Source organism: Methylobacterium phyllostachyos, from assembly GCF_900103445.1.
GTDB classification, from domain to species: Bacteria; Pseudomonadota; Alphaproteobacteria; order Rhizobiales; family Beijerinckiaceae; genus Methylobacterium; species Methylobacterium phyllostachyos.
Window position 1 is genome coordinate 287,217 of record NZ_FNHS01000001.1, and the last position, 26,391, is coordinate 313,607.

33 protein-coding genes are annotated in these 26,391 nt (G+C 68.9%); 22 read left to right on the forward strand and 11 right to left on the reverse strand.

The window, feature by feature from the left end; all coding sequences use genetic code 11:
- Positions 1-115 precede the first annotated feature (115 nt).
- The 5 genes from era to BLQ49_RS01315 all read right to left on the reverse strand — a co-directional run bounded on the left by era (position 116) and on the right by BLQ49_RS01315 (position 3,981).
- A complete protein-coding gene (gene era / locus BLQ49_RS01295) occupies positions 116-1,099 on the reverse strand; it encodes a GTPase Era (protein WP_208858994.1) in 984 nt (327 codons plus the stop codon).
- Positions 1,096-1,875: a ribonuclease III gene (gene rnc / locus BLQ49_RS01300; protein ID WP_091712662.1), complete on the reverse strand. Its 780-nt coding sequence runs from the start codon at positions 1,873-1,875 to the stop codon at positions 1,096-1,098. Before rnc ends, era begins: the two co-directional genes overlap by 4 nt.
- Positions 1,872-2,657 (reverse strand): signal peptidase I, encoded by a 786-nt coding sequence (lepB, locus tag BLQ49_RS01305; RefSeq protein ID WP_208858995.1) that lies wholly within the window; start codon positions 2,655-2,657, stop codon positions 1,872-1,874. The genes rnc and lepB overlap by 4 nt, the downstream gene beginning before the upstream one ends.
- Before the next feature lie 167 nt (positions 2,658-2,824).
- Positions 2,825-3,235 (reverse strand): holo-ACP synthase, encoded by a 411-nt coding sequence (gene acpS / locus BLQ49_RS01310; RefSeq protein WP_091712665.1) that lies wholly within the window; start codon positions 3,233-3,235, stop codon positions 2,825-2,827.
- Positions 3,232-3,981 carry a pyridoxine 5'-phosphate synthase gene (locus tag BLQ49_RS01315; RefSeq protein WP_091712667.1) on the reverse strand — a complete coding sequence of 250 codons (750 nt, stop codon included), beginning with the start codon at positions 3,979-3,981 and terminating at the stop codon, positions 3,232-3,234. The genes acpS and BLQ49_RS01315 overlap by 4 nt, the downstream gene beginning before the upstream one ends.
- A 369-nt stretch (positions 3,982-4,350) precedes the next feature.
- Between BLQ49_RS01315 and rpsF the strand changes: the two genes are divergently transcribed.
- The 11 genes from rpsF to BLQ49_RS01370 all read left to right on the forward strand — a co-directional run bounded on the left by rpsF (position 4,351) and on the right by BLQ49_RS01370 (position 13,621).
- On the forward strand, positions 4,351-4,809 hold the full coding sequence (gene rpsF, locus BLQ49_RS01320) for a 30S ribosomal protein S6 (RefSeq protein WP_091713090.1): 459 nt from the start codon (positions 4,351-4,353) through the stop codon (positions 4,807-4,809).
- A 3-nt stretch (positions 4,810-4,812) separates the two neighbouring features.
- Positions 4,813-5,070 carry a 30S ribosomal protein S18 gene (gene rpsR / locus BLQ49_RS01325; protein WP_091712669.1) on the forward strand — a complete coding sequence of 86 codons (258 nt, stop codon included), beginning with the start codon at positions 4,813-4,815 and terminating at the stop codon, positions 5,068-5,070.
- Between the two features lie 128 nt (positions 5,071-5,198).
- On the forward strand, positions 5,199-6,233 hold the full coding sequence (locus BLQ49_RS01330; RefSeq protein ID WP_091712670.1) for a DUF2232 domain-containing protein: 1,035 nt from the start codon (positions 5,199-5,201) through the stop codon (positions 6,231-6,233).
- Between the two features lie 41 nt (positions 6,234-6,274).
- Complete coding sequence (gene rplI, locus BLQ49_RS01335; protein ID WP_091712671.1) at positions 6,275-6,847, forward strand: 50S ribosomal protein L9; 573 nt, start codon at positions 6,275-6,277, stop codon at positions 6,845-6,847.
- A gap of 382 nt (positions 6,848-7,229) precedes the next feature.
- The gene (locus BLQ49_RS01340; protein WP_091712673.1) at positions 7,230-8,717 is read left to right on the forward strand and encodes a replicative DNA helicase; all 1,488 of its coding nucleotides are present in this window, start codon (positions 7,230-7,232) and stop codon (positions 8,715-8,717) included.
- A 193-nt stretch (positions 8,718-8,910) separates the two neighbouring features.
- Entirely contained in the window at positions 8,911-9,243 is a 333-nt protein-coding gene (locus tag BLQ49_RS01345) for a DUF29 domain-containing protein (protein ID WP_167627597.1), read from the forward strand.
- Between the two features lie 70 nt (positions 9,244-9,313).
- Positions 9,314-9,763 (forward strand): cupin domain-containing protein, encoded by a 450-nt coding sequence (locus BLQ49_RS01350; protein WP_091712676.1) that lies wholly within the window; start codon positions 9,314-9,316, stop codon positions 9,761-9,763.
- A 10-nt stretch (positions 9,764-9,773) separates the two neighbouring features.
- The gene (locus BLQ49_RS01355; protein WP_091712677.1) at positions 9,774-10,676 is read left to right on the forward strand and encodes an SMP-30/gluconolactonase/LRE family protein; all 903 of its coding nucleotides are present in this window, start codon (positions 9,774-9,776) and stop codon (positions 10,674-10,676) included.
- Positions 10,673-11,569, forward strand: coding sequence for a VOC family protein (locus tag BLQ49_RS01360; RefSeq protein WP_091712679.1), 897 nt, complete (start codon positions 10,673-10,675; stop codon positions 11,567-11,569). Before BLQ49_RS01355 ends, BLQ49_RS01360 begins: the two co-directional genes overlap by 4 nt.
- A gap of 85 nt (positions 11,570-11,654) precedes the next feature.
- Positions 11,655-12,554, forward strand: coding sequence for a prolipoprotein diacylglyceryl transferase (gene lgt / locus BLQ49_RS01365; protein ID WP_091712681.1), 900 nt, complete (start codon positions 11,655-11,657; stop codon positions 12,552-12,554).
- Entirely contained in the window at positions 12,551-13,621 is a 1,071-nt protein-coding gene (locus tag BLQ49_RS01370) for a class I SAM-dependent methyltransferase (RefSeq protein ID WP_091712683.1), read from the forward strand. The genes lgt and BLQ49_RS01370 overlap by 4 nt, the downstream gene beginning before the upstream one ends.
- A gap of 19 nt (positions 13,622-13,640) precedes the next feature.
- On the opposite strand, the gene BLQ49_RS01375 is transcribed toward BLQ49_RS01370, so the two are convergent.
- Positions 13,641-13,838: a fibronectin-attachment protein (FAP) gene (locus BLQ49_RS01375; protein WP_091712685.1), complete on the reverse strand. Its 198-nt coding sequence runs from the start codon at positions 13,836-13,838 to the stop codon at positions 13,641-13,643.
- A 145-nt stretch (positions 13,839-13,983) separates the two neighbouring features.
- Here BLQ49_RS01375 and pgeF point away from each other — a divergent pair, with 145 nt between their 5' ends.
- From pgeF to BLQ49_RS01390, 3 genes are all read left to right on the forward strand, one after another.
- Positions 13,984-14,754, forward strand: a complete 771-nt coding sequence (gene pgeF, locus BLQ49_RS01380) for a peptidoglycan editing factor PgeF (protein WP_091713091.1) — start codon at positions 13,984-13,986, stop codon at positions 14,752-14,754.
- Between the two features lie 284 nt (positions 14,755-15,038).
- Positions 15,039-15,881, forward strand: a complete 843-nt coding sequence (locus BLQ49_RS01385; RefSeq protein WP_091712687.1) for an outer membrane protein — start codon at positions 15,039-15,041, stop codon at positions 15,879-15,881.
- A 212-nt stretch (positions 15,882-16,093) separates the two neighbouring features.
- Positions 16,094-16,846 (forward strand): DUF2076 domain-containing protein, encoded by a 753-nt coding sequence (locus BLQ49_RS01390; protein WP_091712688.1) that lies wholly within the window; start codon positions 16,094-16,096, stop codon positions 16,844-16,846.
- An 82-nt stretch (positions 16,847-16,928) separates the two neighbouring features.
- On the opposite strand, the gene BLQ49_RS01395 is transcribed toward BLQ49_RS01390, so the two are convergent.
- The gene (locus BLQ49_RS01395; protein WP_091712690.1) at positions 16,929-17,729 is read right to left on the reverse strand and encodes a L,D-transpeptidase; all 801 of its coding nucleotides are present in this window, start codon (positions 17,727-17,729) and stop codon (positions 16,929-16,931) included.
- A gap of 287 nt (positions 17,730-18,016) precedes the next feature.
- Between BLQ49_RS01395 and BLQ49_RS01400 the strand changes: the two genes are divergently transcribed.
- The 6 genes from BLQ49_RS01400 (at position 18,017) to BLQ49_RS01425 (ending at position 23,441) form a co-directional block, all read left to right on the forward strand.
- Positions 18,017-18,736: a protein phosphatase CheZ gene (locus BLQ49_RS01400; protein ID WP_091712692.1), complete on the forward strand. Its 720-nt coding sequence runs from the start codon at positions 18,017-18,019 to the stop codon at positions 18,734-18,736.
- Between the two features lie 80 nt (positions 18,737-18,816).
- Positions 18,817-20,883 (forward strand): excinuclease ABC subunit UvrC, encoded by a 2,067-nt coding sequence (uvrC, locus tag BLQ49_RS01405; RefSeq protein WP_091712694.1) that lies wholly within the window; start codon positions 18,817-18,819, stop codon positions 20,881-20,883.
- A gap of 91 nt (positions 20,884-20,974) precedes the next feature.
- Positions 20,975-21,574, forward strand: a complete 600-nt coding sequence (pgsA, locus tag BLQ49_RS01410; RefSeq protein WP_091713093.1) for a CDP-diacylglycerol--glycerol-3-phosphate 3-phosphatidyltransferase — start codon at positions 20,975-20,977, stop codon at positions 21,572-21,574.
- A 48-nt stretch (positions 21,575-21,622) separates the two neighbouring features.
- Positions 21,623-21,874 (forward strand): molybdopterin converting factor subunit 1, encoded by a 252-nt coding sequence (moaD, locus tag BLQ49_RS01415; protein WP_091712696.1) that lies wholly within the window; start codon positions 21,623-21,625, stop codon positions 21,872-21,874.
- A gap of 223 nt (positions 21,875-22,097) precedes the next feature.
- Positions 22,098-22,328, forward strand: a complete 231-nt coding sequence (locus tag BLQ49_RS01420) for a hypothetical protein (RefSeq protein WP_091712697.1) — start codon at positions 22,098-22,100, stop codon at positions 22,326-22,328.
- A gap of 180 nt (positions 22,329-22,508) precedes the next feature.
- Positions 22,509-23,441, forward strand: coding sequence for a DMT family transporter (locus BLQ49_RS01425; RefSeq protein WP_167627598.1), 933 nt, complete (start codon positions 22,509-22,511; stop codon positions 23,439-23,441).
- Between the two features lie 37 nt (positions 23,442-23,478).
- On the opposite strand, the gene xylB is transcribed toward BLQ49_RS01425, so the two are convergent.
- Positions 23,479-24,255: a D-xylose 1-dehydrogenase gene (xylB, locus tag BLQ49_RS01430; RefSeq protein ID WP_091712699.1), complete on the reverse strand. Its 777-nt coding sequence runs from the start codon at positions 24,253-24,255 to the stop codon at positions 23,479-23,481.
- Positions 24,256-24,512: 257 nt separating this feature from the next.
- On the opposite strand from xylB, the gene BLQ49_RS01435 reads away from it, so the two are divergent.
- Positions 24,513-24,923, forward strand: coding sequence for a flagellar biosynthesis repressor FlbT (locus BLQ49_RS01435; RefSeq protein WP_091712701.1), 411 nt, complete (start codon positions 24,513-24,515; stop codon positions 24,921-24,923).
- Positions 24,924-24,937: 14 nt separating this feature from the next.
- Here BLQ49_RS01435 and flaF read toward each other — a convergent pair whose 3' ends face one another.
- Positions 24,938-25,330 (reverse strand): flagellar biosynthesis regulator FlaF, encoded by a 393-nt coding sequence (gene flaF, locus BLQ49_RS01440; RefSeq protein WP_244507384.1) that lies wholly within the window; start codon positions 25,328-25,330, stop codon positions 24,938-24,940.
- A 145-nt stretch (positions 25,331-25,475) separates the two neighbouring features.
- On the opposite strand from flaF, the gene BLQ49_RS01445 reads away from it, so the two are divergent.
- A complete protein-coding gene (locus BLQ49_RS01445) occupies positions 25,476-25,730 on the forward strand; it encodes a hypothetical protein (protein ID WP_091712704.1) in 255 nt (84 codons plus the stop codon).
- On the opposite strand, the gene BLQ49_RS29435 is transcribed toward BLQ49_RS01445, so the two are convergent.
- Positions 25,731-25,871 carry a hypothetical protein gene (locus tag BLQ49_RS29435; protein ID WP_167627599.1) on the reverse strand — a complete coding sequence of 47 codons (141 nt, stop codon included), beginning with the start codon at positions 25,869-25,871 and terminating at the stop codon, positions 25,731-25,733.
- An 87-nt stretch (positions 25,872-25,958) separates the two neighbouring features.
- Complete coding sequence (locus BLQ49_RS01450) at positions 25,959-26,282, reverse strand: hypothetical protein (RefSeq protein ID WP_091712706.1); 324 nt, start codon at positions 26,280-26,282, stop codon at positions 25,959-25,961.
- Between the last annotated feature and the right edge of the window lie 109 nt (positions 26,283-26,391).

A 26,391-nucleotide genomic window follows, 5' to 3' on the forward strand; every position in this document is an offset into this window, starting at 1 on the left:
GTGCGGTGCGGGACCGACCCGCGCCCGACTCGGCTCATCCGGGGGAACGCCCCATTTTATACCGGATCGGGGCCGGAAGCCCAGCCTGACGGGCAATCTGGCCCCGCGGGGCCGGTCAGCCCCGGGGGAATTCGAGGCCCATCTCGCGGTAGCGCGCGGGGTCGTCGGCCCAGTTCTCCCGCACCTTCACGTGCAGGAACAGGTGAACCTTCGCGTCGGCCGCCTCGGCGATCTCGATCCGGGCCGCCTGTCCGATCGACCGGATGGTCTGGCCGCCCTTGCCGAGCACGATCGAGCGCTGGCTCTCGCGCTCCACGAAGATCGTCTGCTCGATCCGAACCGACCCGTCTGCCCGGACCTGCCACTGGTCGGTCTCGACCGTGGAGCGGTAAGGCAATTCCTCATGCAGCCGGTCGTAGATCTTCTCGCGGGTGATCTCGGCGGCCAGCATGCGCAGGGGCGCATCCGAGACCTGATCCTCCGGGTAGAGCCAGGGGCCGGCCGGCATCCGGGCGGCGAGCGCCCGCCGGAGATCCTGCACACCGCTGCCGTTCAGCGCCGAGATCATGAACGTCTCGGCGAAGGGCGCGGCGGCGTTGAGCTTGGCGGCGAGATCGAGCAGGCGCTCGCGGGCGATCAGGTCGATCTTGTTGAGGATCAGCAGCTTGTCGCGCTTCACCGCGTCGAGGCGGCCGAGCACGGCCTCGACCTCTTCGTCGACGCCCTTTCGAGCATCCACCAGCAGGCAGACCGCGTCGGCGTCGGCGGCGCCGCTCCAGGCCGAATGGACCATCGCCCGGTCGAGCCGGCGCTTGGGCGCGAAGATGCCGGGCGTGTCGACCAGCACGACCTGGGCGTTGCCCTCGATGAAGATGCCGCGCACCAACGCCCGGGTCGTCTGCACCTTGCGGGAGACGATCGACACCTTCGTGCCGACAAGGTTGTTCAGGAGCGTCGACTTGCCGGCATTCGGCACGCCGATCAGCGCGACGAAGCCGGCCCGGGCGTCGGTGGGTGTGCCCGGCAGCGCGGAGACGGCATTCGCGCCGTCCCGCGCGCCGCTCCCAAACGGAGTGTCATCCTGATCGTGCTCGGTCATGCTGTCTCCGTCGGCCCCGCCGCCGGCAGGGCTCCGATCCCCTCCCGCTCCATCAGCGCCTGCGCGGCCGCCTGCTCGGCGATCCGCTTCGATGTGCCCTCGCCGAGCCCGGGCGCAAGGCCCTCGACCTCGACGGCGATGCGGAACCGGGGCGCATGGTCAGGGCCGGTGCGCTCCACCACCGCGTAGGTGGGGATCGGCAAGCTTCGGCCCATGGCCCACTCCTGCAGGGCGGATTTGGCGTCGCGGCCCCGCGCCGCCGAGGCCGGCTCGCTCGGGTGGAAATGCGCCTCGACCACCGCCCGGGCGGCATCAAACCCGGCATCAAGGTAGATGGCACCGAGAATCGCCTCGCAGACATCGGCCAGGATGGTCTGATTGCGCCGGCCGCCGCCCATCACCTCACCCTGGCCGAGAATCAGGTGCGGCCCGACTTCCCAGGCGGCCGCCACGACCGCGCAGGTCTCGCGGCGCACCAGCGCGGCGAGACGGCGCGACAGGTCGCCCTCGTCGGCCTCCGGGAACGCTGCGTAGAGCCGGTCCGCCACCGCGAGCCCGAGGACACGGTCGCCGAGGAATTCCAGGCGCTGATAGCTGCCGCCCCGGGCGCTGGCCTTGCTGGTATGGGTCAGCGCACGGGTCAGCAGACCCTGGTCGGCGAAGCTGTGCCCGATCCGCGCCTCCAGCGCGGCGAGCGGCGGGCGCGGCTTATGGCTGCGCCGGGCCCGCGCGGAGGTTGGGGGCTGGGCGGCGTCGTCCAAGTCCGGTCCGATCAATGGATGGTCGAGAACAGGCGCGACCAGCGGACATGGGCCGGCCAGTTCCAGACCTGCCACGCCGGCGTGCCCTCATCGATCGAGAAGAAGATCATCTCGGCGCGGCCCACGAAGTTCGCAAAGGGCACGTAACCGACATTGGCGAGATCGCGCGAATCGGTGGAGTTGTCGCGGTTGTCGCCCATCATGAAGAAGTGCCCGGCCGGGACCGTGTAGAGTTCGGTCTTGTCCCAGAAGCCGTTGTCGCCATCGCGCTCGATCACCTTATGAACGACGCCGTTGGGCAGGGTCTCGAGGTATTGCGGAACCTTGGTCGCCTGGCCGTAGGGGTCGGTCGTCTCGTAGTCGGCGATCCGCTCGCGCTTGACCGCCTTGCCGTTGATGTTGAGCACGCCGTCGATCATCTGGATCTTGTCGCCCGGCAGGCCGATCACGCGCTTGATGTAGTCGGTCGCATTGTCCTTCGGCAGCTTGAACACCGCGATGTCGCCGCGCTTCGGCTCGGCGCCCCAGATCCGACCGTCCGCCTGGATCGGGATGTATTCCGAAAGCGGCAGGGAGTACTTCGAGTATCCGTAGGAGTACTTCGAGACGAACAGATAATCGCCGATCAACAGGGTCGGGACCAGGGAGCCCGAGGGGATGTTGAACGGCTGAAACAGGAGCGTCCGCACCACGAGAGCGATCAGGAGCGCCTGGATGCCGACCTTCAGCGTCTCGCGGATGCTGGCCCAGGTGCCGGTCTCGGCGGGTTTCCTGAGCGGCTTGCCGTCGTAATCCACGCGCACGTTCCGTCTTCGGTTGAGATTGCGTTGTCTTCCGCCCGCGGGGCGGCCGGGGAAGCGGTTGTCCCGAGGAATGCGCCGCAATCGTGTCCGCTGCGAGCGGCGGGTCTAGACCAAGCGCGATCCCCCCGCAACGCGCGAGGGTGCCGGGCTAATCCGCGCCCTCAGCCGGTGACCGTCACCGGCAGCGCCTCGATGATCACGAAGGCTTGTGCCATCGGCGCATCGTCGGTCAGGCTCACGTGAAGGCGGGCCTCATGGCCCTGCGGGATCAGCGTGGCGAGCCGCGCCGCCGCGCCACCGGTGAGTCGCAGGGTCGGCTGGCCGGAGGGAAGGTTCACCACCTCCATGTCGCGCCAGAACACGCCGGCGCTGAGGCCGGTGCCGAGCGCCTTGGCGCAGGCCTCCTTGGCGGCGAAGCGTCGCGCATAGCCCTCGGCGCGGGCCGCACGACCGTCGCAGCGCGCCCGCTCGCCGTCGGTGAAAACCCGGTGGGTGAAACGCTCGCCGTGGCGTCCCAGCGTCTGGGCGATCCGACGGATGTCGCAGAGGTCCGATCCGATCCCGATGATCATGGTCGACGCGCGCGGTCCATCGCGGCCCGCATGTCTCGCACCGCCTGCGGGAGCCCGACAAAGATCGCGTCGGCGATCAACGAATGTCCGATGTTGAGTTCCCGGATCTGCGGCAGCGCCGCCACCAGCCCGACGCTACCGAGGGTCAGCCCGTGGCCGGCATGGATCTCAAGGCCGAGGCCGGCCCCGTACTCGGCGGCGCGCCGGATCCGACCGAGTTCATGCGCGATCCGGGCCGCATCTCCGTCGAGCGCAGCCTCACAGTAGCTGCCGGTGTGAAGCTCGACCACCGGTGCCCCAAGCGCTCGGGCGGCGTCCATCACCGTCGCTTCCGGCTCGACGAACAGGGAGACGCGGATCCCCGCCTGGGCAAGCGACCGGATGCGCGGGGCGAGGTGATCGCGGCCACCGACGATGTCGAGGCCGCCCTCGGTGGTGCGTTCCTCGCGCTTCTCCGGCACGAGGCAGGCGGCGTGAGGCCGGGTGTCGAGCGCGATCGCCACCATCTCGTCGGTGGCCGCCATCTCGAAGTTGAGCGGAACGGACAGGCGGCGCTTGAGGGCCGCGATGTCGGTGTCGCGGATGTGGCGCCTGTCCTCGCGCAGATGCGCCGTGATGCCGTCCGCCCCCGCCTCGACGGCGAGCAATGCGGCGCGCACCGGGTCCGGATAATCGCCGCCGCGGGCGTTGCGGACGGTGGCGACGTGATCGATGTTGACGCCGAGGCGCAGCGTTTCGGAAGTCATCCGCTCGTTCGTTCCAAAGTCGGCCGTTCCAAGATCGGCGTGATGCGCCGGGCTCCTGGCAGCGATATGCTGGCGTCCCCGCGCTCCGGCAAGACGGGCCGGCGCAACCGGCTGCCTCAACTTGCCAACTCGGCAAAAACCGACTATGCGCCGCCCCTCGCGTTCGCTCCGGCCGGGGGCTGAACGGACGGTGCCGCTTGCGGCACAGGGTTTCTTTGAAACCCGTCGTCCGGTGTCTCCGCCTTCGATCAACCGCTCGGGCCTGAAAATCGGCTCGAAGGGCTTGGCGCCGGGCGATCCGCGAAACGAACCGGCCCGATACAGCCGCCCCGCGCGGCCGGGCTCCTTTTGACGCTGAAAGGCCCGACGATGCCTCTCTACGAGCATGTGCTCTTGGCCCGCCAGGACGTGACGTCCCAGCAGGTCGAGACGATGATCGACACCTACAAGGGTGTGATCGAGCAGAACGGTGGCCGTCTCGAGAAGATCGAGATGTGGGGCGTGAAGTCCCTCGCCTACCGGATCAAGAAGAACCGCAAGGCGCATTTCGCGCTGCTCAACATCGACGCCCCGCCGGCCGCCATCGCCGAGATGGAGCGCCAGATGCAGATCTCCGAGGACGTGCTCCGCTTCATGACCGTCCGGGTCGAGGAGCTGGATCAGGAGCCGTCCGCCATGATGCAGAAGCGCGACCGCGACGACCGCAAGGATCGCGAGCGCGGCCGTCGTCGTGACGACGAGGGCTTCGGTGGCGGCTTCGGCGGCGACCGGGGTGACCGCGGCGATCGGGGTGATCGCGGCGAGCGTAGCTTCGGTGGGGAGGGCTAACCCATGGCATTCGGTGCTGGTGCGGGTGCGGGCGGCGGACGCCGCCCCTTCTTCCGTCGTCGCAAGACCTGCCCGTTCTCTGGCGCGAACGCGCCGAAGATCGACTACAAGGACGTCAAGCTCCTGTCCCGCTACGTGTCCGAGCGCGGCAAGATCGTGCCGTCGCGGATCACCGCGGTCTCGGCCAAGAAGCAGCGTGAGCTCGCCCAGGCGATCAAGCGCGCCCGCTTCCTCGGCCTGCTGCCCTACGTGATCAAGTAGGTCATCGAAACCCGCCGGCCCGGCATACGCCCGGGCCGGTCCTCGCAGAGGGCGGCCCCGGTCGCCCGATCGTTGGGGCGCGAAGCCGCCTCTAACCCTGCCGCAGCGGCAGCGGGACAGCGGAATTCATGGCACAGCATATCGGCATCGGTATCGGCGCGGGTCTCGTCTCGGCACTCCTGTTCGGGGTGCTTCTGAAGGCGACGCCGCTCGCGATCCTGCTCTACCTCGTGGCGCCGCTGCCGATCCTGATCGTCGGCCTCGGCTGGAGCCACAAGGCCGCGCTTTGGGCGGCCGCGGCCGGCAGCCTCGCGCTGGGCCTGGTGATTGCACCCTTCATGGGCCTCGCCTTCGGCGCCTATATCGCGCTGCCCGCCTGGTGGCTCGCCTATCTGACGCTCCTCGGGCGCGAAACGCCGCAGGGCCTCGAATGGTATCCGACCGGCCGCCTGCTCGGCTGGATCGCCGCCACGGCGGCTTTGGCCTTCATCGCCATCGCGGTCCTGTCCTCACCGAACCACGCCGCCTTCGATCGGCAGCTGCGCGGCCTCGCCCAGACCCTGGTGCAGGCCCGCATGCCGGCCCCCCGCACGACCGGCGAGGCCGGCCGCACAGAGACCCCTCCGACCGAGACCGACCGGTCCGGTCCGGAAGCGGGCGGGGACGCCGGCGCAGGGCTGCAGACCGAAGACGATCAGACCGACGTCACGCGGTCGGAGATAGCCGACGCCCTCGCCCGTGTCGTGCCGGCCTTCGCGGCCAACGGCCTCGCGCTGCTCCTGACCTTCTATCTTTGGGCGTCGGCCCGGATCGTGCGGATCTCCGGCCGCCTGCCCCGGCCCTGGCCCGACCTTCCCTCCACCACGATGCCCCGGACGACGCTCGCGACCCTGGGGGCGGCCCTCCTCATGTGCTTCGCCCCTGGCTATGTCGGCGTGTTCGGCGTCGCGCTGGTCGGTGCCCTGAGCGCCGCCTTCGCGATCCAGGGGCTCGCGGCCTTCCACGACCGCTCCCGCGGCCGGCCCGGACGCGCCCTGATGCTGTTCGGCCTCTACCTGATCCTGTTCGTGACCCAGGGCATCGCCCTGGTCGCCCTCACCCTGTTCGGCCTCGCCGACACAGCCCTCGACCGCCGGCGTCCCCAGGACCGCCCGGCGCCGTGAGACCCCGGCCCCAGCGGCCGAAACCCTGAAGGAGAAAGACCATGGAAGTGATCCTGCTCGAGCGCGTGGCCAAGCTGGGCCAGATGGGCGAGACCGTGAACGTCCGCCCGGGCTTCGCCCGCAACTTCCTGCTCGCCCGCGGCAAGGCCCTGCGCGCGACGGAAGCCAACAAGAAGCACTTCGAGGCCCAGCGCGCCCAGCTCGAGGCCCGCAACCTCGACCGTAAGAAGGACGCCGAGGCGGTGGCCGAGAAGCTGAACGGCCAGAGCTTCGTCCTGATCCGCCAATCGGGCGAGACCGGCGTGCTCTACGGCTCGGTCTCGACCCGCGACCTCGCCGAGGTCGTCTCCAAGGACGGCTTCACGGTGGATCGCGGCCAGTTCACCCTGAACCAGCCGATCAAGACGCTGGGCCTGCACACCGTCCCGGTCGTGCTGCACCCCGAGGTCGAGGTCGAGATCACCGTCAACGTCGCCCGCAGCCCCGAGGAGGCCGAGCGTCAGGCCCGCGGCGAGTCGGTCACCGAGCGCGAGGCGTTCAACCTCGACGATCTCGGCCTGGAGGTCGGCCAGGCGCTGGCCGACGCCGGCGAGGGTGCCGACGACCGCGGCTGATTGTTTTGATTCGGCGGGTCCGGGCGGCTTCAGGGCCGGTCGGATCCGCGACGGGGCGTCTCCTTCTCCTACGCATGCGGCGCACGGCGAAGATGCGCCCGGACCCGGCGCGAGACCCGCCGGGAAGCGGCTTCGCTGCACGCAGGCACTATCCCGGTATAGCGGTGAACACTGGGGATCATCGCCCCCGAGACTTGACACGTTCCAGTTTTGTTCCAGCATGGACGCTCGCCGCTCCCGAGAGTCGGCGGGCGTTCGTTTGTGCGGGTCCTACCCGGGGAAACGGACGGTCGGCTAGGCTTCGGTAACCATACCGGGGCCAAGGTCGTGCGGTGTGATCCTGGCGCGCCCACCGCGGCGCCTGATACGGAGTCGTCCGCCGATGGCCCTGCCCAATGCGCTCACGGCCAAGCTCGAAGCGGTCCAGGCCGAATACCGCGTCGCCCCGCACAACGTTGACGCGGAGCAGGCCCTGCTGGGCGCGATCCTCGTGAACAACGACGCCTACTACCGGGTGTCGGACTTCCTGCTGCCCGAACACTTCATGGAGGATGCCCACCAGCAGATCTTCACGGTGGCGGCCTCGCTGATCCGGGCCGGCAAGCTCGCCACGCCCATCACCATGAAGACCTATCTGGGCGATGCCGATTTCGGCGGCCAGACGGTGATGCAGTACCTCGCGCGGCTGGCCGCCGACGCGACCACGGTCATCAACGCGGGCGATTACGGCCGCACGATCTACGACCTCGCCATCCGCCGCCGGCTGATCACCATCGGCGAGGATCTGGTCAACGGCGCCTACGAGGCTCCGGTGGAGCAGGCGCCCCGGGACCAGATCGAGGAGACCGAGCGGCGGCTCTACGAGCTGGCCGAGGCCGGACGCTACGACGGCGGTTTCCAGAAATTCTCGGACGCGCTCACCGCCGCGGTCGACATGGCCGCCAAGGCCTACCAGCGCGAGGGCAAGCTCTCGGGCATCGCCACCGGCCTCACCGACCTCGACGCCAAGATGGGCGGTCTGCAACCGTCCGACCTGATCATCCTCGCGGGGCGCCCGGCCATGGGCAAGACCTCGCTGGTGACCAACATCGCGTTCAACATCGCGAAGGCCTATCGCGGCGAGAAGCAGCCGGACGGCACGACCAAGACCGTGAATGGCGGGATCGTCGGGTTCTTCTCCCTCGAGATGTCGGCCGAGCAGCTCGCCACCCGTATCATCGCCGAGCAATCGGGCGTGCCCTCCTACAAGATCCGGCGCGGCGACATCCGGCCCGAGGATTTTTACAAGATCACCGACGCCGCCCGGGACATGCAGACGATCCCGTTCTACATCGACCAGAGCGGCGGCATCTCGATCGCGCAGCTTTCCGCGCGCGCCCGGCGCCTGAAGCGCCAGAAGGGCCTCGACCTGCTGATCGTCGATTACCTGCAGCTGCTCTCGGGCTCGGGCAAGCGCAGCGACAACCGCGTGCAGGAGATGACCGAAATCACCACCGGCATGAAGGCCCTGGCCAAGGAGCTGGCGGTGCCCGTGATCGCCCTGTCGCAGCTCTCCCGTCAGGTGGAGAACCGCGACGACAAGCGCCCGCAGCTCGCCGACCTGCGTGAGTCGGGCTCGATCGAGCAGGACGCCGACGTGGTGATGTTCGTGTTCCGCGAGGAATACTATGTCGGCAACAAGAAGCCCCGCGAAGGCACGGAAGAGTTCTTCGCCTGGGAAGCCGAGATGCAGCGCGTCCACGGCAAGGCCGAGGTGATCCTCGGCAAGCAGCGTCACGGCCCCACCGGCACCGTGGAACTGCAGTTCGACGCCAACATCACCCGGTTCTCGAACCTCGCGCAGACCGACCGGATCCCCGAGCAGATGTAAAAGGCTGGCGTCGCCCGTTTTCGGATGGGCGACGAGCAGGCGGCTGTGACAGCTCCGAAGCGTGCTGCGCGCGGAACGATCGCCCCGGACTGCGGGCCGACATTCATGCCTGGGCCGAGGAACAGGCGCGCTTCCTGCGCGCGGGCGCTTGGTTACGTCTCGACATCGCGCTTTGGGCGGACGAGATCGCCGGGTGGGTCGCAGCGAGCGTCATGCGCTGACCAGCGCGCTGAGCCTGATCCTGCTCCATCTGCTGAAATGGGATCCTCAGCCCAGCCGGCAAAGCCGCAGCTGGGTCACGTCGATCAGAACGCCGCGAAGCTTGGTCGAGGAGCGGCTGGACGACAGTCCCAGACCGCGATCGCAGATCGGCGGACTGGTCGCCCGCGCTTGTCATCGTGCGCGGCTCGACGCGACGGGCGAGACTGGGGTCGACGAAGACACCTTCCCGCAGGTCTGCCCCTACAGCTGGGAGGCCATCATGACGCGATCGATCCCCTGGCCACCGGCAGACCCGCAAGCCTGATCGTCCGCCGCGAACCATCGCCGAACCCGCTCGTTGTGCGAGGACCCTGATCCCCGCCGCAGGAGCGACGATGTCCGAGCCGACCCCGCCGAAGATGCCCTACTGGCATGTCTACACCGACGCGGAGGGGGTGAGCCGCCAGGAGCTGTTCCACCTTGAGCACTTCAAGTTCGAGGGGATCAACCCCGAGACTGCGCCGCAATGGAACGACAAGATGGATCCGGCCCAGTCGGTCGTGACGTTCACGGTCCTGCCGGTGGGCTGGGTCGGGGAGTGGCACGAGAACCCGCGCCCGCAATGGATCGCGATCCTCTCAGGCCGCTGGTTCGTGGAGACCATGGACGGCCACCGGGTCGAGATGGGTCCGGGCGAGCTGATGATGGGCGAGGACCAGAACACGAAGGAGCGGGACGGCAAGAAGGGTCACCTGTCCGGCACGGTCGGCGACGCGCCCTGCACGATGATCGTCACCGGCCTGCAGGTCGAGCCGACGGTGAACCGGCCCGGCCGCTTTAAGTAGGGGTCGGGCCATGGACGGGTTCGAGTTCACGCAGCCGCGCTTCAAGGCCTACGTCCTGCCGAACGCGCCCCTGGAGAAGCTGGCCGAGGGTTTCCGCTGGACGGAGGGTCCAGTGTTCTTCGGCGACCGCGACGAGCTGCTGTTCTCCGATCTGCCGAACAACCGGGTGATGCGCTGGGCTGAATATGCCGGCTTGAGCGTCTATCGCGAAACGAGCGACTTCGAGAACGGCCATGCCCGAGACCGGCAGGGCCGGCTCCTGTCCTGCTCGCACCGCGGCCGACGCATCCACCGGACCGAGCTCGATGGGCGCGTCACCAGCCTGGTCGAACGCTACCGGGGCCGGCGGCTGAACTCGCCGAACGACATCGTCTGCAAATCGGATGGGACGATCTGGTTCTCCGACCCACCCTACGGGATCCAGACCGATTACGAGGGCGGCAAGCAGGAATCCGAGCTGCCCGCCGCGGTTTACCGGTTCGACCCGCGCGACGGCTCGCTGCGGGTCGTGGCGGACGATTTCCAGGGGCCGAACGGCCTGTGCTTCTCCCCCGACGAGGGCAAGCTCTACATCGTGGAGACCGGCCTGCAGTTCGATCCCGAGCCGCTCCAGCACGTCCGGGCCTTCGATGTCGCCGAGGACGGCACCCTGTCAGGGGGCGGCGTGCTCTTCAAGATCGACCCGGGCAACGCCGACGGGATCCGCTGCGACGAGCATGGCAACATCTGGTCGAGCGCCGGCGATGGCGTCCACTGCATCGACCCCGGCGGCGAGCGGGTCGGCAAGATCCTGGTCCCTTCGACCGTCGCCAACCTCGCCTTCGGCGGCCGCAACAACAGCCGCCTGTTCCTGTGCGCCTCCCATACGCTCTACGCGATCTACGTGAACGTACGGGGAGCACCACTTCTATGAGCGGCGTGCGGGCGATCATCGGGTTCGGCCGCACCGTCGCGGATCTCGCGGCCACGGAGGCATTTTATCGCGACGGCCTCGGCTTCGCGCGGGTCGCCCCACCGGAGCCCATCCCGTCCGCGCAGGCCGAGGCGATGGGCCTCGCGGAGCGGCGGGCGACGCAATTGCGTATGCGGCTCGGTGCGCAGACCGTCATCTTCCTGGCGGTCGATCCGCCCGGCGCGCCCTACCCGGCCGATCCCGCGGCGACCGACCCGTTCTTCCAGCACCTCGCGATACCGGTCCGCGACATGGGTTCCGCGATGGGCCACCTCGCCCAGGTCGGCCCGACACCGATCAGCCGCGACGGCGCTCAACACCTGCCCGCCGCCTCGGGGGGCGTGACCGCCTACAAGTTCCGCGACCCCGACGGGCATCCGCTGGAGCTGATCTTTTTCCCGGACGGGCCGCCGGCCGCGCGCTGGCGGGACGCGCCCGGCCTGTTCCTCGGCATCGATCACTCGGCGATCACCGTCACCGACCTCGACGCGGCCCTGGCCTTTCTGACCGGACCGCTCGGCCTCACGGTGGCGCAACGCGGCCTGAACCAGGGCCCTGAGCAAGCGCGCCTCGACGGCTTGGACGCCCCACAGGTCGACGTGATTGCGCTGGAGCCTCCGGAACCCGCTCCGCACGTGGAGCTGCTACATTACCGCGCGCCGGCGGCCCGACGACATCTGTCGTTCGGCCCCGCCGACCAAGCCTCGACGCGCTATGTTTTCTCGACGGCCGATCCGGAGGGCCTCTTGCGACGTCTGCGCGATGCCGGACTGTCGCCGCGGGCCTCCGCAGACGGCACGGCACTCTCTTGCGCCGGTCCGGACAGCCACGGATTCCTCTTCGTGCGAGCCTGAGGGTTCGCCGCCCGGCACGGCTTCGAAGAGGCTTGACGCGCCGCCCCTCCGGCGTCCAATCCGGCCCGCCCCGGAGGTGAGACCGATGCCGCTCCTCGCCCTGCCCTTTCCGGCCATCGATCCGGTGGCGCTCGCGATCGGGCCGATTACGATCAAATGGTACGCGCTTGCATACATTGCCGGCCTGATCGGCGGGTGGTACTATGCGCGCCGCCTCGTCATGGCCGACAGCCTTTGGGGCGTGGTCAAGCGCCCACAGGTGGTCGATATCGACGACCTCGTGGTCTGGGTGGCGCTCGGCGTCGTGCTGGGTGGCCGGGTCGGCTACGTGCTGTTCTACAATCTGCCGATGTACATCGCCGACCCAATCGAGATCCTGGCGATCCGAAACGGCGGCATGTCGTTCCACGGCGGGTTCATCGGGGCGATCCTGGCCTTCCTGCTGTTCGCCCGGGCGAAGAAGCTCAACGGCTACACCCTCCTCGATATCGGCGCCGTGGTCGTTCCGATCGGCCTGTTCTTCGGCCGCATCGCCAACTTCGTGAACGGCGAGCTCTGGGGCCGCGTGGCCCCGGACTTCCCCTACGCCATCGTGTTCCCGAGCGGTGGCCCCCTGCCCCGCCACCCGAGCCAGCTCTACGAGGCGGCGACCGAAGGCCTGCTGCTGTTCATCGTGATGGCGGTGAGCGTCCGCCGCTTCGGCTTCCGCAAGCCCGGGTTGCTCGGCGGCATCTTCGTGCTCGGCTACGCGCTCGCCCGAACGTTCTGCGAGTTCTTCCGCGAGCCCGACCGGCAGCTCGGCTTCCTGTTCGGCGACCATCTCGGGCCCATGGGCGGCGGCGTGACCATGGGCATGCTGCTCTGCGTGCCGATGATGATCGTCGGCCTCACCTACATCGTGCTGGCGGCGACCGGCCGGACGCGCCCGCGCCATCCCGCCGCGGCCGCCACCGGGGAGGCGGGCAAGGCGCCCGTGGAGGCGTGACGCCGCTGGGCGCCGAGATCGCCGCGCTGATCCGGCAAAACGGGCCGATCGGAGTCGATCGCTACATGGCGCTGTGCCTGGGCCATCCGGTCCACGGCTATTACCGCACCCGCGATCCTCTGGGTGCCAAGGGCGATTTCACCACGGCGCCCGAGATCAGCCAGATGTTCGGCGAGCTGATCGGCGCCTGGACGGCCTATGCGCATGGGCTGATGGGGCAGCCGGATCCACTCATCCTGGTGGAACTCGGCCCCGGCCGCGGCACGCTCATGGCGGATGCCCTGCGCGCCCTGCGCGCGGCGGCGCCGGGCGTCCGGGTGAGGCCGCATTGCGTCGAGACCAGCCCGGTGCTGCGGGCCGCCCAGGAACGGGCACTGACCGGAACCGGCGCGGTCTGGCACGATGGAATTGAGACGCTGCCCCCGGGCCCGGCCATCCTCCTGGCCAACGAGTTCTTCGACTGCCTGCCGGTGCGCCAGTTCGAGCGCCGGCCAAACGGATGGCATGAGCGTCAGGTCGGTCTCGGGCCGCAGGGCGGCTTCCTCTTCGGCCTCGCCCCGGAGCCGACACCGGGGCTCGACGCGGACGGACCGGAGGGCGCTCTGATGAGCGTCCCGGCGGCCGGCCTCGCGGTCATGCGCACGGTGGCGCAGCGGATCCGCGCGGAAGGCGGCATGTTGCTGGCCATCGATTACGGCCATACCCGTCCCGGCTTCGGCGACACGCTTCAGGCGCTCGCCGGGCACAGCTACGCCGACCCGCTGGCGGCACCCGGCGAGGCCGACATCACGCACCATGTCGATTTCGCCGCCCTCGCCCGCGCGGCGACGGGCGTCGGCGCCCAGGTCCACGGGCCGGTCGATCAGGGCGATTTCCTGTTTGCCCTCGGCCTGCGCCCCCGGGCCGAGCGCCTGAAGGTCCGGGCGACCGAAGCCCAGGCGGCGGAGATTGAGCGAGCGGTCGCCCGGCTCACGGATCCCGGCCGCGGCGGGATGGGCAGCTTGTTCAAGGTTCTGGCGGTGAGCGGCCCGTCCCTGGGGCCGCTTCCCGGATTTCCGGAGGTGTGAGGCTCCGGCCTGTGCGTCCTCAGCCGAACGAGCCGAAGCCGGCATCCGACTGGCTGGCGGGCCGCGGGGCGGGCGGCGCGGGCGGATTCACATCGTTCGGATCGAAGGCGACGGGCTCACCCGTCACGGGATGCGCAGGCGCGCTCAGCTGGTGGGACTGCTGGACCTCCGGCTTGGGCGCGTCGATCAGGGCTTCGGACTCGATTCCACGTGACATTGCGATCCTTCTCGGATGGGCACCGAATCCGGCCCCATATTGCAATGCAACAAGAGTCTGACGCTTGGACGACATCGTCAAGGGGAAGCCCTTGCGCTATCGGGACGCCAGCCTTGCAGCGCAGGATCCGACCATGACCACAGGCATATCGATCGAGGCGCCGGACTTGTCCGCGCAGGCGGGGATCCGCCACGCGTTCTTCACCCGCCGCGGCGGCGTTTCCGAAGGCCTCTACGATTCGCTGAATGGGGGGCTCGGATCCGGCGACGTACCCGCACACGTCGCAGAGAACCGGACCCGGATGTGCGCCGCCCTCGGCTTGCCGGCGGATCGCCTCGTGTCGCTCTATCAGGTCCACTCGGCCGAGGTCGTGACCGTCACGAGGCCCTTCGCCCCCGCCGACCGCCCGCGGGCCGACGCCATGGTGACCCAAGTTTCAGGCCTCGCGCTCGGCATCGCCACGGCCGATTGCGGGCCGATCCTCTTCGCGGATGCTGAGGGCGGGGTGATCGGCGCCGCGCATGCAGGCTGGAAGGGAGCGCTCACCGGCGTCATCGCGTCCACGGTCGCCGCCATGGAGGCGCTGGGCGCGCGCCGGCACCGGATCGTCGCCGTCCTTGGCCCGACGATCAGCCAGCCTTCCTACGAGGTCGGCCCGGATTTCATCGCCCGCCTGAAGATCGAAGCCCCTGGGATGGAACGGTTCCTGGGGGCGGGTACGCGGCCGGACCACGCCCAGTTCGATCTGCCGGGCTTCATCCTGGGGCGCCTCGCTGAGGCGGAGATCGGCCGCGCGGTGGCGCTGAACCTCTGCACCTACGCGGATCCCCAGCGCTTCTACAGCTATCGCCGGGCCACCCACCGGGGCGAGGCCGATTATGGCCGGCTGATCTCCGCGATCACCCTCGCACCCTGAGGGCGGACTGTCCCACCGCCGACGCCGCCCGTGCGAAAAGGGGGGTGCGACACTTTGTCAAAGGCGCGCGGGCGAAAAAAGCGTGGCCGTAACCGAACCTTGGCAATTCGAGCGCGTTGTGGGGTCAAGGTGCCGGGGAAAAACGGCGGGTTGCCACAAGGGGCCGCGTGAGCGGTCGGCGATACCGCGGAGCGCAAAGCAGCCCTGGAACCGCTGGAACGCAACCAGACCCGCGTTCCGTCACTGCCCGCGGGCGGTGCGGAACCACCCATGAGGACCAGACCATGAAATCCCTGCTCCGCGTCACGACCGCCCTCGCGGGCGTCGCCCTCGCCGGCTCCGCCTTTGCTGCCGACCTGCCGCGCCGCGCCGCGCCGCCGCCCGTGTTCACCCCCGTGCCGGTGTTCACCTGGACCGGCGCCTACTTCGGTATCAACGCCGGCTACGCCTTCGACGCTTCCAGCCGCTCCAACGGCAACAGCTTCGGCGTGCCCTTCCCCTACGCCACCCCCGGCACCGTCGCCACCTTCCGCAACAGCAGCCAGGACGGCTTCTCCGGCGGTGGCCAGATCGGCTACAACTACCAGTTCACCCCGGGCTCCGGCGTCGTCGTCGGCATCGAGGCCGACGCCCAGTACCTCGACTTCGGCCGCAACCGGAACAGCGCCTTCATCACCGGCGGCGCGCTCGCGCCCGGCTACTACGTCACCGACCCGCGCGGCCTGTCGAGCCTCGACTACTTCGGCACCGTGCGTGGCCGCCTCGGTTACGCCTTCGACCGCACCCTCGTGTACGGCACCGGCGGCTTCGCCTACGGCTCGGGCTCCTCGGACCGCTCGTTCGGCGGCTTTGCCGGCAACGACAGCTTCCGCACCGGTTACGCGGTCGGCGGCGGCATCGAGTACGCGCTGCCCACCGACTCGTTCCTGAACTTCTTCCGCTCCTCGGCCGTGACGCTCAAGGTCGAAGGCCTGTACGTCAACCTCGACCGCAACACCCGCAACCAGGGTGCGTTCGTCATCAACGCCGCCAACAACGTCCCGGTCGTCACCAGCGGCATCGGCCGCCGCTCCGATGAGTTCGCCGTCGTCCGCGCCGGTCTGAACTACAAGTTCGGCTCGTACTGAGATTGACCACCGGCGCGGCTCAGGCCGCGCCACACGTTGCACTGTTCGGCAATGTCTTGAAGCAGCTCGGCCTCGCGGCCGGGCTGTTTTCGTTTCGCCGGGCGAGAATGAAGTTTTTGCCAGGCCCCTGACAAAGCGTCGCCGCGCTCCCATGTCGTGTCAGCCGTGCGGCGCGTTCGGGCCCGCGGATATCATTCGAGGAGGACGACTCCATGAATAGCGAAGAACGCGACGTTATCTCGGGCATCTTCCAGCGGCTGGAGCAGGCGCAATCCCAGCCGCGCGACGCAGAGGCCGAGCGCTTCATCGCCGACAAGATCCGCGCGCAGCCCTATGCGCCCTATGCGATGGCGCAGCTGATCTACGTGCAGGAGGAGGCCATCAAGAGCCTGAACCAGCAGCTGGAGCAGGCGCGCAGCCAGGGCACGCAGGCCCAGTCCTCCGGGGGCGGCGGCTTCCTGTCCAGCATCTTCGGCGGCGGCAGCAGCCAGCGCCAGGAGCCGCAGCCGGGCTACGCGCAGCAGCGCCCCGCCGGCCAGCCCTGGGGCAATGCGGGCGGCGCGCCGCAGGGGTATCCGCAGCAAGGGTATCCGCAACAGGGTTACCCGCAGCAGCAGGGCGGCCCGTGGGGCGGCCAGCCGCAGGCGCCGGCGCGCGGCGGCGGCTTCCTCGCCTCGGCCCTGCCCATGGCGGCCGGCGCCGCGGGCGGCATGCTGCTCGGCAGCGCCCTCTCGAATGCCTTTGCGGGCGGCCATTCGAGCCTCGGCAGCGCCGCGGCCGCGGGCCTCGGCGGGGGTGGTGGCGAAACCATCGTCAACAACTACTACGGCGACGGTGGCAACCAGGATCTCGGGGCGGCCCTCGATAACGGCGGCGGCAACGACTTCCAGAATGCCGGCTTCAGCGATCCGGGCGGCGATTTCGGCGGCGACATGGGCGGCGGCGACGACAGCGACTGGACCTGAACGACGCGTCGATCCCAGCGATGGCCCGGCCGCGATGGAGCGCGGCCGGGCCCTTCTTCGTCAGTCCGGTTCTGGACCGACGTCAGAGAACCTCGACGCGCGTTCCGACGGGAACGCGTTCATAGAGATCGATCACGTCCTCGTTCATCATGCGGATGCACCCGGACGAGACGGACTGGCCGATCGTATTCGGCTCGTTGGTGCCGTGGATTCGATAGAGCGACGAACCGAGATAGAGGGCGCGCGCCCCGAGGGGATTTGCCGGACCGCCCGCCATATGGCGCGGCAGGTCGGGGCGGCGGGCCAGCATCTCGGCCGGCGGTGTCCAATCCGGCCATTCGGCCTTGCGGCTGACGCTCTTGAGGCCGCTCCAAGCGAAGCCGGGCCGTCCGACCCCGATGCCGTAGCGCAGGGCGCGCTGGCCGGTCTGGACGAGGTAAAGGTGTTTGCCCGAGGTGTCGATCACGATGGTCCCGGGCCTCTGAGGCCCGGCGAACGCCACCTCCTGACGCTGATATTCGGGCGCGACGGCGCGGGCGATTCGCTCGGCCTGGGGTTGCGGCGTGGCATAGGCCTGCGCAGCCCCGTAGGCGACCGGCGCCGCATAGGCCTGAACGGGTTCCGGCTCGGCCGGCAGCAGCTCGCCGCTATAGGGCTCGACCCGCTGCGGAGCCGCGGCGGGTCGCGGCGACACGGCGCGCTGCGACGTCGCGTACCGCTGGGGCCAATCCCGCCCTGAACGCCCACCGCCCGTGACGAGATACTCGATCAGACCGCCGCCATAGCCGCCTTCGGCATAGCGTGCCTGCTGCGCCTGCGCCGGCGCGCACCAGAGGGAGACGGCCGTCGCCGCCCATAGACACAGTCGGATCGAACCCCGCATCACACCCTGCTCCCGATCCGGGACGTCCGATCCCGGCGCAGGCACAATCTGGCCGGACCTCGGCGAATCGGGTGAAGGAACGTGGTGAATCCCCCCGTCGCGACAGTCTCTTCCCGATTGAGGAACCGCAGCGTGAATCACCGGTAAAGTCTGCACGCCGCCGTTCGGGTGAACTCCGGCCTCACCGAGACGTGCTGAACATCCCGGAGCAAGCTTGGCAGTCACAGTCCGCTAACCGATATGGTAGACAGTCGCGACGACGCACCCCGAACGCCTACGCCCGGACGATGACTCAGAAGCGCTACCGCATCGAAGACAGCCTCGGGCTTCCCGGAACAGCGGCACCGCCACAAGCCGCGCCGCCGTCGAACGAGCGCTTGGACGAAATCTTCTCCGCCATTCAGGATCTGCGCCGCATCACGCAGATGAGCGCCAGCGAGACCATCGAGGCGTGCCGCCGCGATCTGCACGAGGCGCTGGCGATGCGCTCCGAGCTCGACGTGATGAAGGAGGCCATCACGCGCACCAAGTCGGAGCTGGCGACCCTCCACCGGACGGAATACACCGGCAAGGGTATGCGCCGGGCGGCCGACGAGCTCGACGCCGTGGTCGATTCGACCGAGCGGGCGACGACGCAGCTGCTGGGCGCGGTCGAGGAGATCGAGACCCATGCCGGCATGCTCAACGCGGCGACGCTGCCGCCGGGCATGAAGCAGCATGTCGACGTGATCCTTGAGCGGGTGATCACGGCCTACGAGGCCTGCAACTTCCAGGATCTGACCGGCCAGCGGATCAACAAGATCGTCGGCGTGATGAAGTTCATCGAGGAGCACCTCGACCGACTCATCGACACGTGGTCGGAGCTGGACAGCTTCAAGGAGCTGATCGCCGTCATGCCGTCGGTGCCGAGCTCGCTGGACGACGAGAGCAGCCTGCTCAACGGACCGAAGCTCGACCACGATATCGGTCACGTCGACCAGAGCGACATCGATTCGCTGTTCGACTGATCCGGCGCCTGCCGGGCGGCCCGCCAAATTTCTTCGCCGCCCCTGTCCCCCTCGGGGGCGGGAAGGCTTAAATCTGTGGGATGAGCCGCAGAGCCCTCTCAGACCTGCCCCCCGATACGTTCGATGACGGCCGCGAGGCCGAGCGGGAGGAACCCACCGACGAGGCCGACGCTTCGCTGCCGGAGGACCCGGCGGCCGAGATCGACTTCGACTTCGAGCCGGGTGCCGTCGAAGCCGGCACCGAGGTGATTCGCCGCTTCTGGTCGACGCTGCCGGCCTCGCCCGGCGTCTACCGGATGTTCGACCATCGCGGGGACGTCCTCTACGTCGGCAAGGCCAAGAACCTGAAGGCCCGCGTTGGCTCCTATGCCCGCGGCCAGGCACATTCGAACCGCATCGCCCGGATGATCTCGCAGACGGCGGCGATGGAGTTCGTCACCACGGCGACCGAAACCGAAGCGCTGCTGCTCGAAGCCAACCTGATCAAGCAACTGAAGCCCCGCTTCAACGTGCTGATGCGGGACGACAAGTCGTTCCCCTACATCCTGGTCACTGCGGACGGTCCCGCCCCGCAGATCGTCAAGCACCGCGGCGCCCGGCGCCGGAAGGGCAATTATTACGGCCCCTTCGCCAGCGTCTGGGCGGTCAACCGCACGGTGAACGCCCTGCAGCGCGCCTTCCTCCTGCGCACCTGCACCGACAGCTACTACGAGAACCGCACGCGGCCGTGCCTGCTCTACCAGATCAAGCGCTGCTCCGGCCCCTGCACGGGTGAGATCGCCGAAGAGGACTATGCCGCCATGGCGGATTCCGCCCGGGCGTTCCTCGCCGGCAAGTCGAACGCCGTGAAGGACCGGATGCGGGCCGAGATGCAGCAGGCCTCCGAGGCCCTGGAATTCGAGCGGGCCGCCCGCTACCGGGACCGGATCGCCGCGCTCTCGGCGATCCAGGGGGTGCAGGGCGTCAACACCCAGGGCGTCGAGGAGGCGGATGTGTTCGCCCTCGACGAGCAGGCCGGGCAGTTCTGCATCGAGGTGTTCTTCTTCCGGAACTTCCAGAACTGGGGCAACCGCGCCTATTTCCCGAAGGCCGACCGGACCATGACCCCCGACGAGGTGCTGGGCTCGTTCATCGGCCAGTTCTACGACGACAAGCCGGCACCGCGCACGGTGCTGACCAGCCACGCGATCGAGGATGCCGAACTCGTGGCCGCGGCCCTGTCGAGCCGGGTCGATTACCGCGTCGAGATCCACCGGCCGCTGCGGGGGGAGCGCAAGAACCTCGTCGACTACGCCCAGCGCAACGCCAAGGAAGCGCTGGCCCGGCGGCTCGCCGACACGGCGTCCCAGGGCAAGCTGCTCACGGCCCTGGGCCAGGCCTTCGGCATGGAGAAGGCGCCGCGCCGGATCGAGGTCTACGACAACTCGCACATTATGGGCACGAACGCGGTCGGCGGCATGATCGTCGCCGGTCCTACGGGCTTCATGAAGACGCATTACCGCACGTTCAACATCAAGTCCGAGGAGCTCACCCCGGGGGATGATTACGGCATGATGCGCGAGGTGCTGCAGCGCCGGTTCAAGCGGCTCGCCAAGGAGGCGCCGCGCCCGTCGCAAGACGCCGAGACCGCGGCGGCCGGCGAAGACGGCGTGCCGGACGCTGCCGCCCCGGCTGAGGACGGCGAGTCGTTCCCGGCTTGGCCCGATCTCGTGCTGATCGACGGCGGCAAGGGCCAGCTCGACGCCGCCCGCGCGGCCCTCGACGCGGTCGGCGTCTCGAACGTCCCGCTTGTCGGCATCGCCAAGGGCCGTGACCGGGATGCCGGTCGGGAGACGTTTTTCGTCCCCGGCCGGCCGCCTTTCAAGCTTCCGCCCCGCGACCCGACGCTCTACTTCGTGCAGAGGCTCCGCGATGAGGCCCACCGCTTCGCGATCGGGACCCACAGGGCCAAACGCAAACGTGAGATGGTGAAAAATCCCTTGGATGAGATCGCCGGCATCGGTCCGAGCCGCAAGCGCGCGCTGCTGCACCACTTCGGAACCGTCAAGGCGATCGAGCGCGCCGCCTTCGAGGATCTGGCCAAAACGCCGGGGGTGAACGCCGCGACCGCGCGGGCCGTCTATGATTTCTTCCATGCCGGCGCCTGAGTCTCCGGTGGCCGCGCGCGACACCGAGGGCGCCGCCGCGGCCGGCACCGGGACGTTGACGCCCGCGCCGCGCTCTGATTTCACCGCGGCGATGAACGCCGTCCTTCCCCGACGACGGTCGCCGGCCTGGACGCTCGCGAACTGCCTGACTTACGGGCGCCTCGTCGCGGTGCCGGTGATGGTCGCGCTGCTGTTCTGGCCCGAATCGCACACCGCCCGGTGGACGGCGTTGGGCGTCTTCGTGGCTGCCGCGATCACCGACTACCTGGACGGGTATGTCGCGCGGACCTACCACCAGAGTTCCGCGCTCGGCCGGATGCTCGATCCGATCGCCGACAAGCTCTTGGTCTCGGCCTGCCTGCTGATGCTGGCGGCCGATCACACGATCGTCGGCTCCAGCGTCTGGGCGGCGATCGTGATCCTGTGCCGGGAGGTCCTGGTCTCCGGGCTTCGGGAATATCTGGCCGAGTTGAAGGTCGGCGTGCCGGTGAGCAAGATCGCCAAGTGGAAGACGACCGTGCAGCTCGTGGCCCTGGGCTTCCTCGTGGCCGGCCCGGCCGGCGAGACGGTGCTGCCGGGCACGGAGCGGATCGGCATCACCCTGCTGTGGCTCGCCGCCGCCCTCACGATCTGGACCGGCTGGGACTACATGCGGGCCGGGATCAAGCACGTGATCGACGACCCGCGCTGACGGTCCGGTCGGTGGCCCCTCAGGGGCTCAGCTCGCTACGGTGTTCCAATGAAACTGGTCTACTTCGCCTGGGTCCGCGAGCGGATCGGCCGCCCCGAGGAGGAGCTGACGCCCCCGGCGGCGGTCGTCACCGTGGCCGACCTCGTCACGTGGCTCCGGGAACGCGGCGCGGAATACACCTACGCCTTCGAGGATCCGGGCGTGGTGCGGGCCGCGATCGACCGCGTTCACGTGAAGCCGGGAGCACCCATCGCGGGGGCGCGCGAGATCGCCTTCTTCCCGCCGATGACGGGCGGCTGAGGTGCCTGATCGGTCCCGCCGCACGTAGTTCTCCGGGCTTGAACCGGAGCAAAACCCGGCCTCAGACAGGGCGTCGCTCCGGCTTTCCCCTCTTGCCGAACGGCGCGCGGACCGAGCCAAGTTGTTTACGGGTTCGGTCCGCATCACGGGCCTTTCGAATAACGGAACGCTCAAGGTGAGATCGCCGTTACTCGGTGCCGAATTCCGGTACTGGAGCCCTGAAATGCGCACCGTCCTGTTGACCACCGCCGCTGTGTTGAGTTTCTGCGCTGCCGCGCAGGCCCAGACCACCGTCATCGAGCGCGATCGGCCCGCCGTCGTGGTCGATCGCCCGGCCACCGAATCGAAGTCCGTCACCGTCCATGACCATGGCGACGGCTGCGTCACCAAGACGGTGCGCAAGGAAGACGACATGGGCGATTCCAAGACGGTGAAGAAAGAGTCCTGCGACTGAGGCGCGGCCGGGCGCCGGGGCGGATTTCGCCCGGCGCCCCTGAGCGTGGATGTTTCGAGGATCGTCCCGGCAGAGCGGCGATCCTCGGCGGAACCTTCGCGCGGATTTGAGAGCAAGAAGCGCGTTGCGGCTCTGATCGGCCAAGCCTCACGTGATCTCCGAACCGATCGGAGATTCGCCATGACGGCCACCGACACGCCAAGGATGACGGCGCCCGAATGGGCGATGCTCGTCGGCCTCTCCATTCTCTGGGGTGGCTCGTTCTTCTTCACCCGCGTGGCGCTCGCGGCCCTGCCGCCCTTCACGCTGGTGGCCCTGCGCGTCGGGCTCGCCGCCCTCGTGCTCAACCTCTTTCTCGCGCTGCGCGGAACCCGCCTCCCACGCGAGCCTGCGGTCTGGCTGGCCTTCCTGGGCATGGGCCTCCTGAACAACGCCGTGCCGTTCAACCTGATCGTCTGGGGCCAGACGCAGATCGCCTCCGGGCTCGCCGCGATCCTCAACGCCACGACACCGCTCGTCACCGTCGCGCTGGCCCATTTGGCGACCGAGGACGAGCGGATGACCGGCCATCGGCTCGCGGGCGTCGTGATCGGCCTGATCGGCGTGGCCGTGATGGTGGGGCCGGACGCGCTCGCCGGCCTCGGCAGCACGTTCCTGGCGCAATTGGCCGTACTCGGCGCAGCGCTGTCGTATGCGTGCGCCAGCATCTTCGGCCGGCGCTTCAGGCGGATGGCGGTCCCACCCCTGACCGTGGCGACCGGGCAGGTCACCGCATCCACGCTGCTGATCCTGCCCATCGCGCTGGAGGTCGATGCACCCTGGACCCTGCCGATGCCCGGCCTGACCGTCTGGGGCGCGGTGCTCGGCGCCGCGCTGCTATCCACGGCCCTCGCCTACATCGTGTTCTTTCGGATCCTGGCCACCGCCGGCGCGACCAATATCTCCCTCGTCACCTTCCTGATCCCGGTCTCGGCGATCCTGCTCGGCGCCGTCGTCCTGGGCGAGCGCCTCGATTCCCGGCACTTCATCGGCATGGCCCTGATCGCCGGCGGGCTGACGGCGATCGACGGACGTATTCTTGCGGCCCGCGGGCGGCAGGCCGGAAGAGCGTAATCCGCGCCGAACCTCGACAGGTCGATGCGAGGCGCGCTCAGCGCCAGCCAGCATCCACGAAATAACCGTGCCCCGTGCACATCCGGGCGTCGTCCGACGCCAGGAACAGGACCAGGGCGGCGACGTCGGTGGGCTGGATCCGCCCGTCGAGACATTGCCCCGCGACGATCGCGGCCTCGCCCTCGGGCGTGTACCACTTCGCCTGGCGCGGGGTCTGGACGTTGCCGGGCACGATCGTCACGACGCGGATGCCGTCGCGGCCGAGATCGCGGGCCAGGGCCCGGGTCATTCCCTCGATCGCGGCCTTGGCGGTCTGGTAGACCGGCATGTCTTTCGAGCCCAGATGCCAGCTGATCGATCCGAAGTTGAGGATCACGCCGCCGCCGGCCCGCCGCATCGCCGGCACCGCCGCCTGCGCGGCGAAGAACAGGTGCCGCAGATTCACCGCCATGCGGTCATCCCAGTAGGCGGGCGTCACATCCTCGAGCTTGTGGCGATCATCGTTGCCGGCATTGTTGACCAGCACGTCGAGGCCGCCGAGATCGGCCTCCGCCTCGGCCACGAGGCGCCGCACCCCCTCGACATCGGTCAAGTCGCAACGCCGGTAGAGTGGCGCATGCGCCGCCCCCGGGGCAAGTCGCCCCACGAGGACCTCCGCTGCCGCATCCGCGATGTCGCAGAACACCACGCGGGCCCCCTGCGCCACGAACGCCTCGACCAGCCCCTCGCCGATGCCCGATGCGCCGCCGGTCACCAGCACGCGCTTGTCCCGAAGGCTTGGATAGCGCGCGCGGTTCTCAGACGATGCCGGCATTCTGCAACCCCTCCAAGGCGGCCCCTCTCCGGGCCGCGACTTGTCTGAGTTTTATCAACCCTGGTGCAGCCTGCAATGCGCCTCAGCAAGGTGGGGGTTCGCAAAACGTTAACGACTTGCAAATGACAAGGAGAGGCGTTCGAGCCAATCCGGATCGCGTGGCGGTCGGGAGGGGCTTCGGGCCATAGCTTCAACACGCGCGCCGCCGCCGGATTCCGGGCGGACTCGGCGGGCGGCGCTCCAGAAAGGACTGCGCAATGCCCCTGCGCCTGGAACTCAAGCCGTACGAGCGTCTGATCATCAACGGCGCCCTACTGCGCAACGGCGACCGCCGCTCGACCTTCCTGATCGAGACGCAGTGCAAGTTCCTGCGCGAGAGCGAGATCATCACGGAAAGCGAGGCCGATACGGCCTGCAAGCAGCTCCATCTGACGCTGACGGTGATCTACCTCGCCGACGACCCGGCGCAGGGGATCGACCTGTTCTTCCGTCAGGCCACGGACCTGATACGCGAGGCACCGGCCTGCGCCCCGCAGATCGCGGCGATCGCGGCACAGATCGAGGCCGGGGATTACTACCGCGCGCTCAAGCTGAGCCGGAAACTCGTCGAGTGGGAGAGCGCCGGCCGGTTGCCTCCGGCCGATCAGCCCAAGCCCGCCGCCCCCTGAGGGGCAGACCTACCTCAGCCGGGATTGCCCTGCAGGCCGGCGGCCACGTGGTTGTTGATCGAGACGAGGGTGGCGATCTTCTCCGGCGTCGGCGCGATCATCGTATCGACGCAGCTGCGCAGCACGAACACGCCCAGCCGCCCGACGCCCTGCTTCACGTCCGCGGGGAGCGGGTTCTCGTCGGCGGTGGCCTCCGAACTCAGGAGCGTCCAGACGCGCTGGTTGTACGACAAGGCCTCGTTGAGGCGCGCGTTCTCGCCGGCTTCGAGGGCCTGGCCGGCCCCGATCAGACGTTGGGCGGCCTTCAGAAGGAGCTGGGACTCAGCCTCACGGGGCGTCAGTGCGCTGTGGGCGGTTCTGGCGTAAGCATTGGCGGCGTTGTTCATCGGCGGTGCAGACCCCGGCATCAATCCTGCCGGCAGGGCAGGCTTAGCCGCAGATTTCGCAGAGCAGGAGTTAAGACTGCGTGTGCAGCGGGTCGGCCATGATAACGCCGGGTTGGACAACGACGACACGGTGTGGCCTAGGAACCGGCCCTGGATCGCATCACCAATGCTGAATTTTTTTCTCGGAACCTTGGCCGGCGGGCTCATCGTCGGCGTGCTGACCATCACGGCTGTCCGTCAGCCGGAGGTTCAGGCGCGCCTGGGATTGAAGTCGAACCCGGCTCCGGTGACGCTGGCGGAGGCGAGCCGGCCACCCGTGCCCCCGGAGCCGGATTGCGGCCGACGCCCGGAGGCGGCCCCGAAGGGCAGCACGCAGGACATCCTGTTCAACCGCCAGAGATTTTGGTCGGTCTCGCCGTGATCAGAGCGCGCCGATCAGCACGAGGAGCATCGTCGTCGCGACGGTGGTGCTGACGAAGCCGCACAGGGCAGCCGCGAAGGAGGGGCCGGTCCGGACGGCAGAGGTCGAGTCGATGTCGGTCGAGAGTGTGGCGGGGGTCATCGGCGCAAACCTTGTGGGCGACATGCGTCGCGCATGACGGAACTTTGCTGCGGAAGCGGGCAGCTCGAAGTGCGAAGCCGCACCCGATCAGTCGCAGCGGTTGATCTTTTTGGCGATCCGCAGGCCGCGCAGCTCGCTTCGAAGGTCGATCGCCACGACACCCTCGCCGCATTGCTCGAATGCGTCGCGGGCGTCCTCGTACCGATCACCGACTTCATCGAGCGTGTCGCAGACACGGTCGTGGTTGCCGAGCCGCGCCTCCTGGCGTGCCTGGAAGCGCAGGGCATTCGCCTCATCGACCTTGCGCTGGGCCTCCAGGCAGGCTGGCAGAGCCAGGGCCGAGGAGGTCAGGGCGAGGCCCGCCAGTGAGCCGGCGAGGCAGCGAAGAAGAGTAGCCGAACTGGCTCTCACGGTTACACTCACGCACACGTTGCAGGACAGGCCGAACGGGCGCTGCCGGGTTTCCCGGGGCAGCGCAGGGCCACCCCGTCTCTGTGGGCAAAAACGGTGAAGCTGCGGT

Excerpts from the sequence above, each read along its gene's own strand:
- BLQ49_RS01445 (WP_091712704.1), top strand. The coding sequence starts at position 25,476 with ATGCTGAATTTTTTTCTCGGAACCTTGGCCGGCGGGCTCATCGTCGGC.
- acpS (WP_091712665.1), bottom strand. The coding sequence starts at position 3,235 with ATGATCATCGGGATCGGATCGGACCTCTGCGACATCCGTCGGATCGCC.
- moaD (WP_091712696.1), top strand. The coding sequence starts at position 21,623 with ATGAAACTGGTCTACTTCGCCTGGGTCCGCGAGCGGATCGGCCGCCCC.
- BLQ49_RS01360 (WP_091712679.1), top strand. The coding sequence starts at position 10,673 with ATGAGCGGCGTGCGGGCGATCATCGGGTTCGGCCGCACCGTCGCGGAT.
- BLQ49_RS01420 (WP_091712697.1), top strand. The coding sequence starts at position 22,098 with ATGCGCACCGTCCTGTTGACCACCGCCGCTGTGTTGAGTTTCTGCGCT.
- BLQ49_RS01330 (WP_091712670.1), top strand. The coding sequence starts at position 5,199 with ATGGCACAGCATATCGGCATCGGTATCGGCGCGGGTCTCGTCTCGGCA.
- rpsF (WP_091713090.1), top strand. The coding sequence starts at position 4,351 with ATGCCTCTCTACGAGCATGTGCTCTTGGCCCGCCAGGACGTGACGTCC.
- BLQ49_RS01375 (WP_091712685.1), bottom strand. The coding sequence starts at position 13,838 with ATGTCACGTGGAATCGAGTCCGAAGCCCTGATCGACGCGCCCAAGCCG.
- flaF (WP_244507384.1), bottom strand. The coding sequence starts at position 25,330 with ATGCCGGGGTCTGCACCGCCGATGAACAACGCCGCCAATGCTTACGCC.
- BLQ49_RS29435 (WP_167627599.1), bottom strand. The coding sequence starts at position 25,871 with ATGACCCCCGCCACACTCTCGACCGACATCGACTCGACCTCTGCCGTC.
- BLQ49_RS01390 (WP_091712688.1), top strand. The coding sequence starts at position 16,094 with ATGAATAGCGAAGAACGCGACGTTATCTCGGGCATCTTCCAGCGGCTG.
- BLQ49_RS01350 (WP_091712676.1), top strand. The coding sequence starts at position 9,314 with ATGTCCGAGCCGACCCCGCCGAAGATGCCCTACTGGCATGTCTACACC.
- BLQ49_RS01435 (WP_091712701.1), top strand. The coding sequence starts at position 24,513 with ATGCCCCTGCGCCTGGAACTCAAGCCGTACGAGCGTCTGATCATCAAC.
- rplI (WP_091712671.1), top strand. The coding sequence starts at position 6,275 with ATGGAAGTGATCCTGCTCGAGCGCGTGGCCAAGCTGGGCCAGATGGGC.
- uvrC (WP_091712694.1), top strand. The coding sequence starts at position 18,817 with ATGAGCCGCAGAGCCCTCTCAGACCTGCCCCCCGATACGTTCGATGAC.
- lgt (WP_091712681.1), top strand. The coding sequence starts at position 11,655 with ATGCCGCTCCTCGCCCTGCCCTTTCCGGCCATCGATCCGGTGGCGCTC.
- BLQ49_RS01315 (WP_091712667.1), bottom strand. The coding sequence starts at position 3,981 with ATGACTTCCGAAACGCTGCGCCTCGGCGTCAACATCGATCACGTCGCC.
- BLQ49_RS01400 (WP_091712692.1), top strand. The coding sequence starts at position 18,017 with ATGACTCAGAAGCGCTACCGCATCGAAGACAGCCTCGGGCTTCCCGGA.
- BLQ49_RS01385 (WP_091712687.1), top strand. The coding sequence starts at position 15,039 with ATGAAATCCCTGCTCCGCGTCACGACCGCCCTCGCGGGCGTCGCCCTC.
- era (WP_208858994.1), bottom strand. The coding sequence starts at position 1,099 with ATGACCGAGCACGATCAGGATGACACTCCGTTTGGGAGCGGCGCGCGG.
- BLQ49_RS01425 (WP_167627598.1), top strand. The coding sequence starts at position 22,509 with ATGACGGCCACCGACACGCCAAGGATGACGGCGCCCGAATGGGCGATG.
- pgsA (WP_091713093.1), top strand. The coding sequence starts at position 20,975 with ATGAACGCCGTCCTTCCCCGACGACGGTCGCCGGCCTGGACGCTCGCG.
- BLQ49_RS01340 (WP_091712673.1), top strand. The coding sequence starts at position 7,230 with ATGGCCCTGCCCAATGCGCTCACGGCCAAGCTCGAAGCGGTCCAGGCC.
- rpsR (WP_091712669.1), top strand. The coding sequence starts at position 4,813 with ATGGCATTCGGTGCTGGTGCGGGTGCGGGCGGCGGACGCCGCCCCTTC.
- BLQ49_RS01355 (WP_091712677.1), top strand. The coding sequence starts at position 9,774 with ATGGACGGGTTCGAGTTCACGCAGCCGCGCTTCAAGGCCTACGTCCTG.
- BLQ49_RS01395 (WP_091712690.1), bottom strand. The coding sequence starts at position 17,729 with ATGCGGGGTTCGATCCGACTGTGTCTATGGGCGGCGACGGCCGTCTCC.
- xylB (WP_091712699.1), bottom strand. The coding sequence starts at position 24,255 with ATGCCGGCATCGTCTGAGAACCGCGCGCGCTATCCAAGCCTTCGGGAC.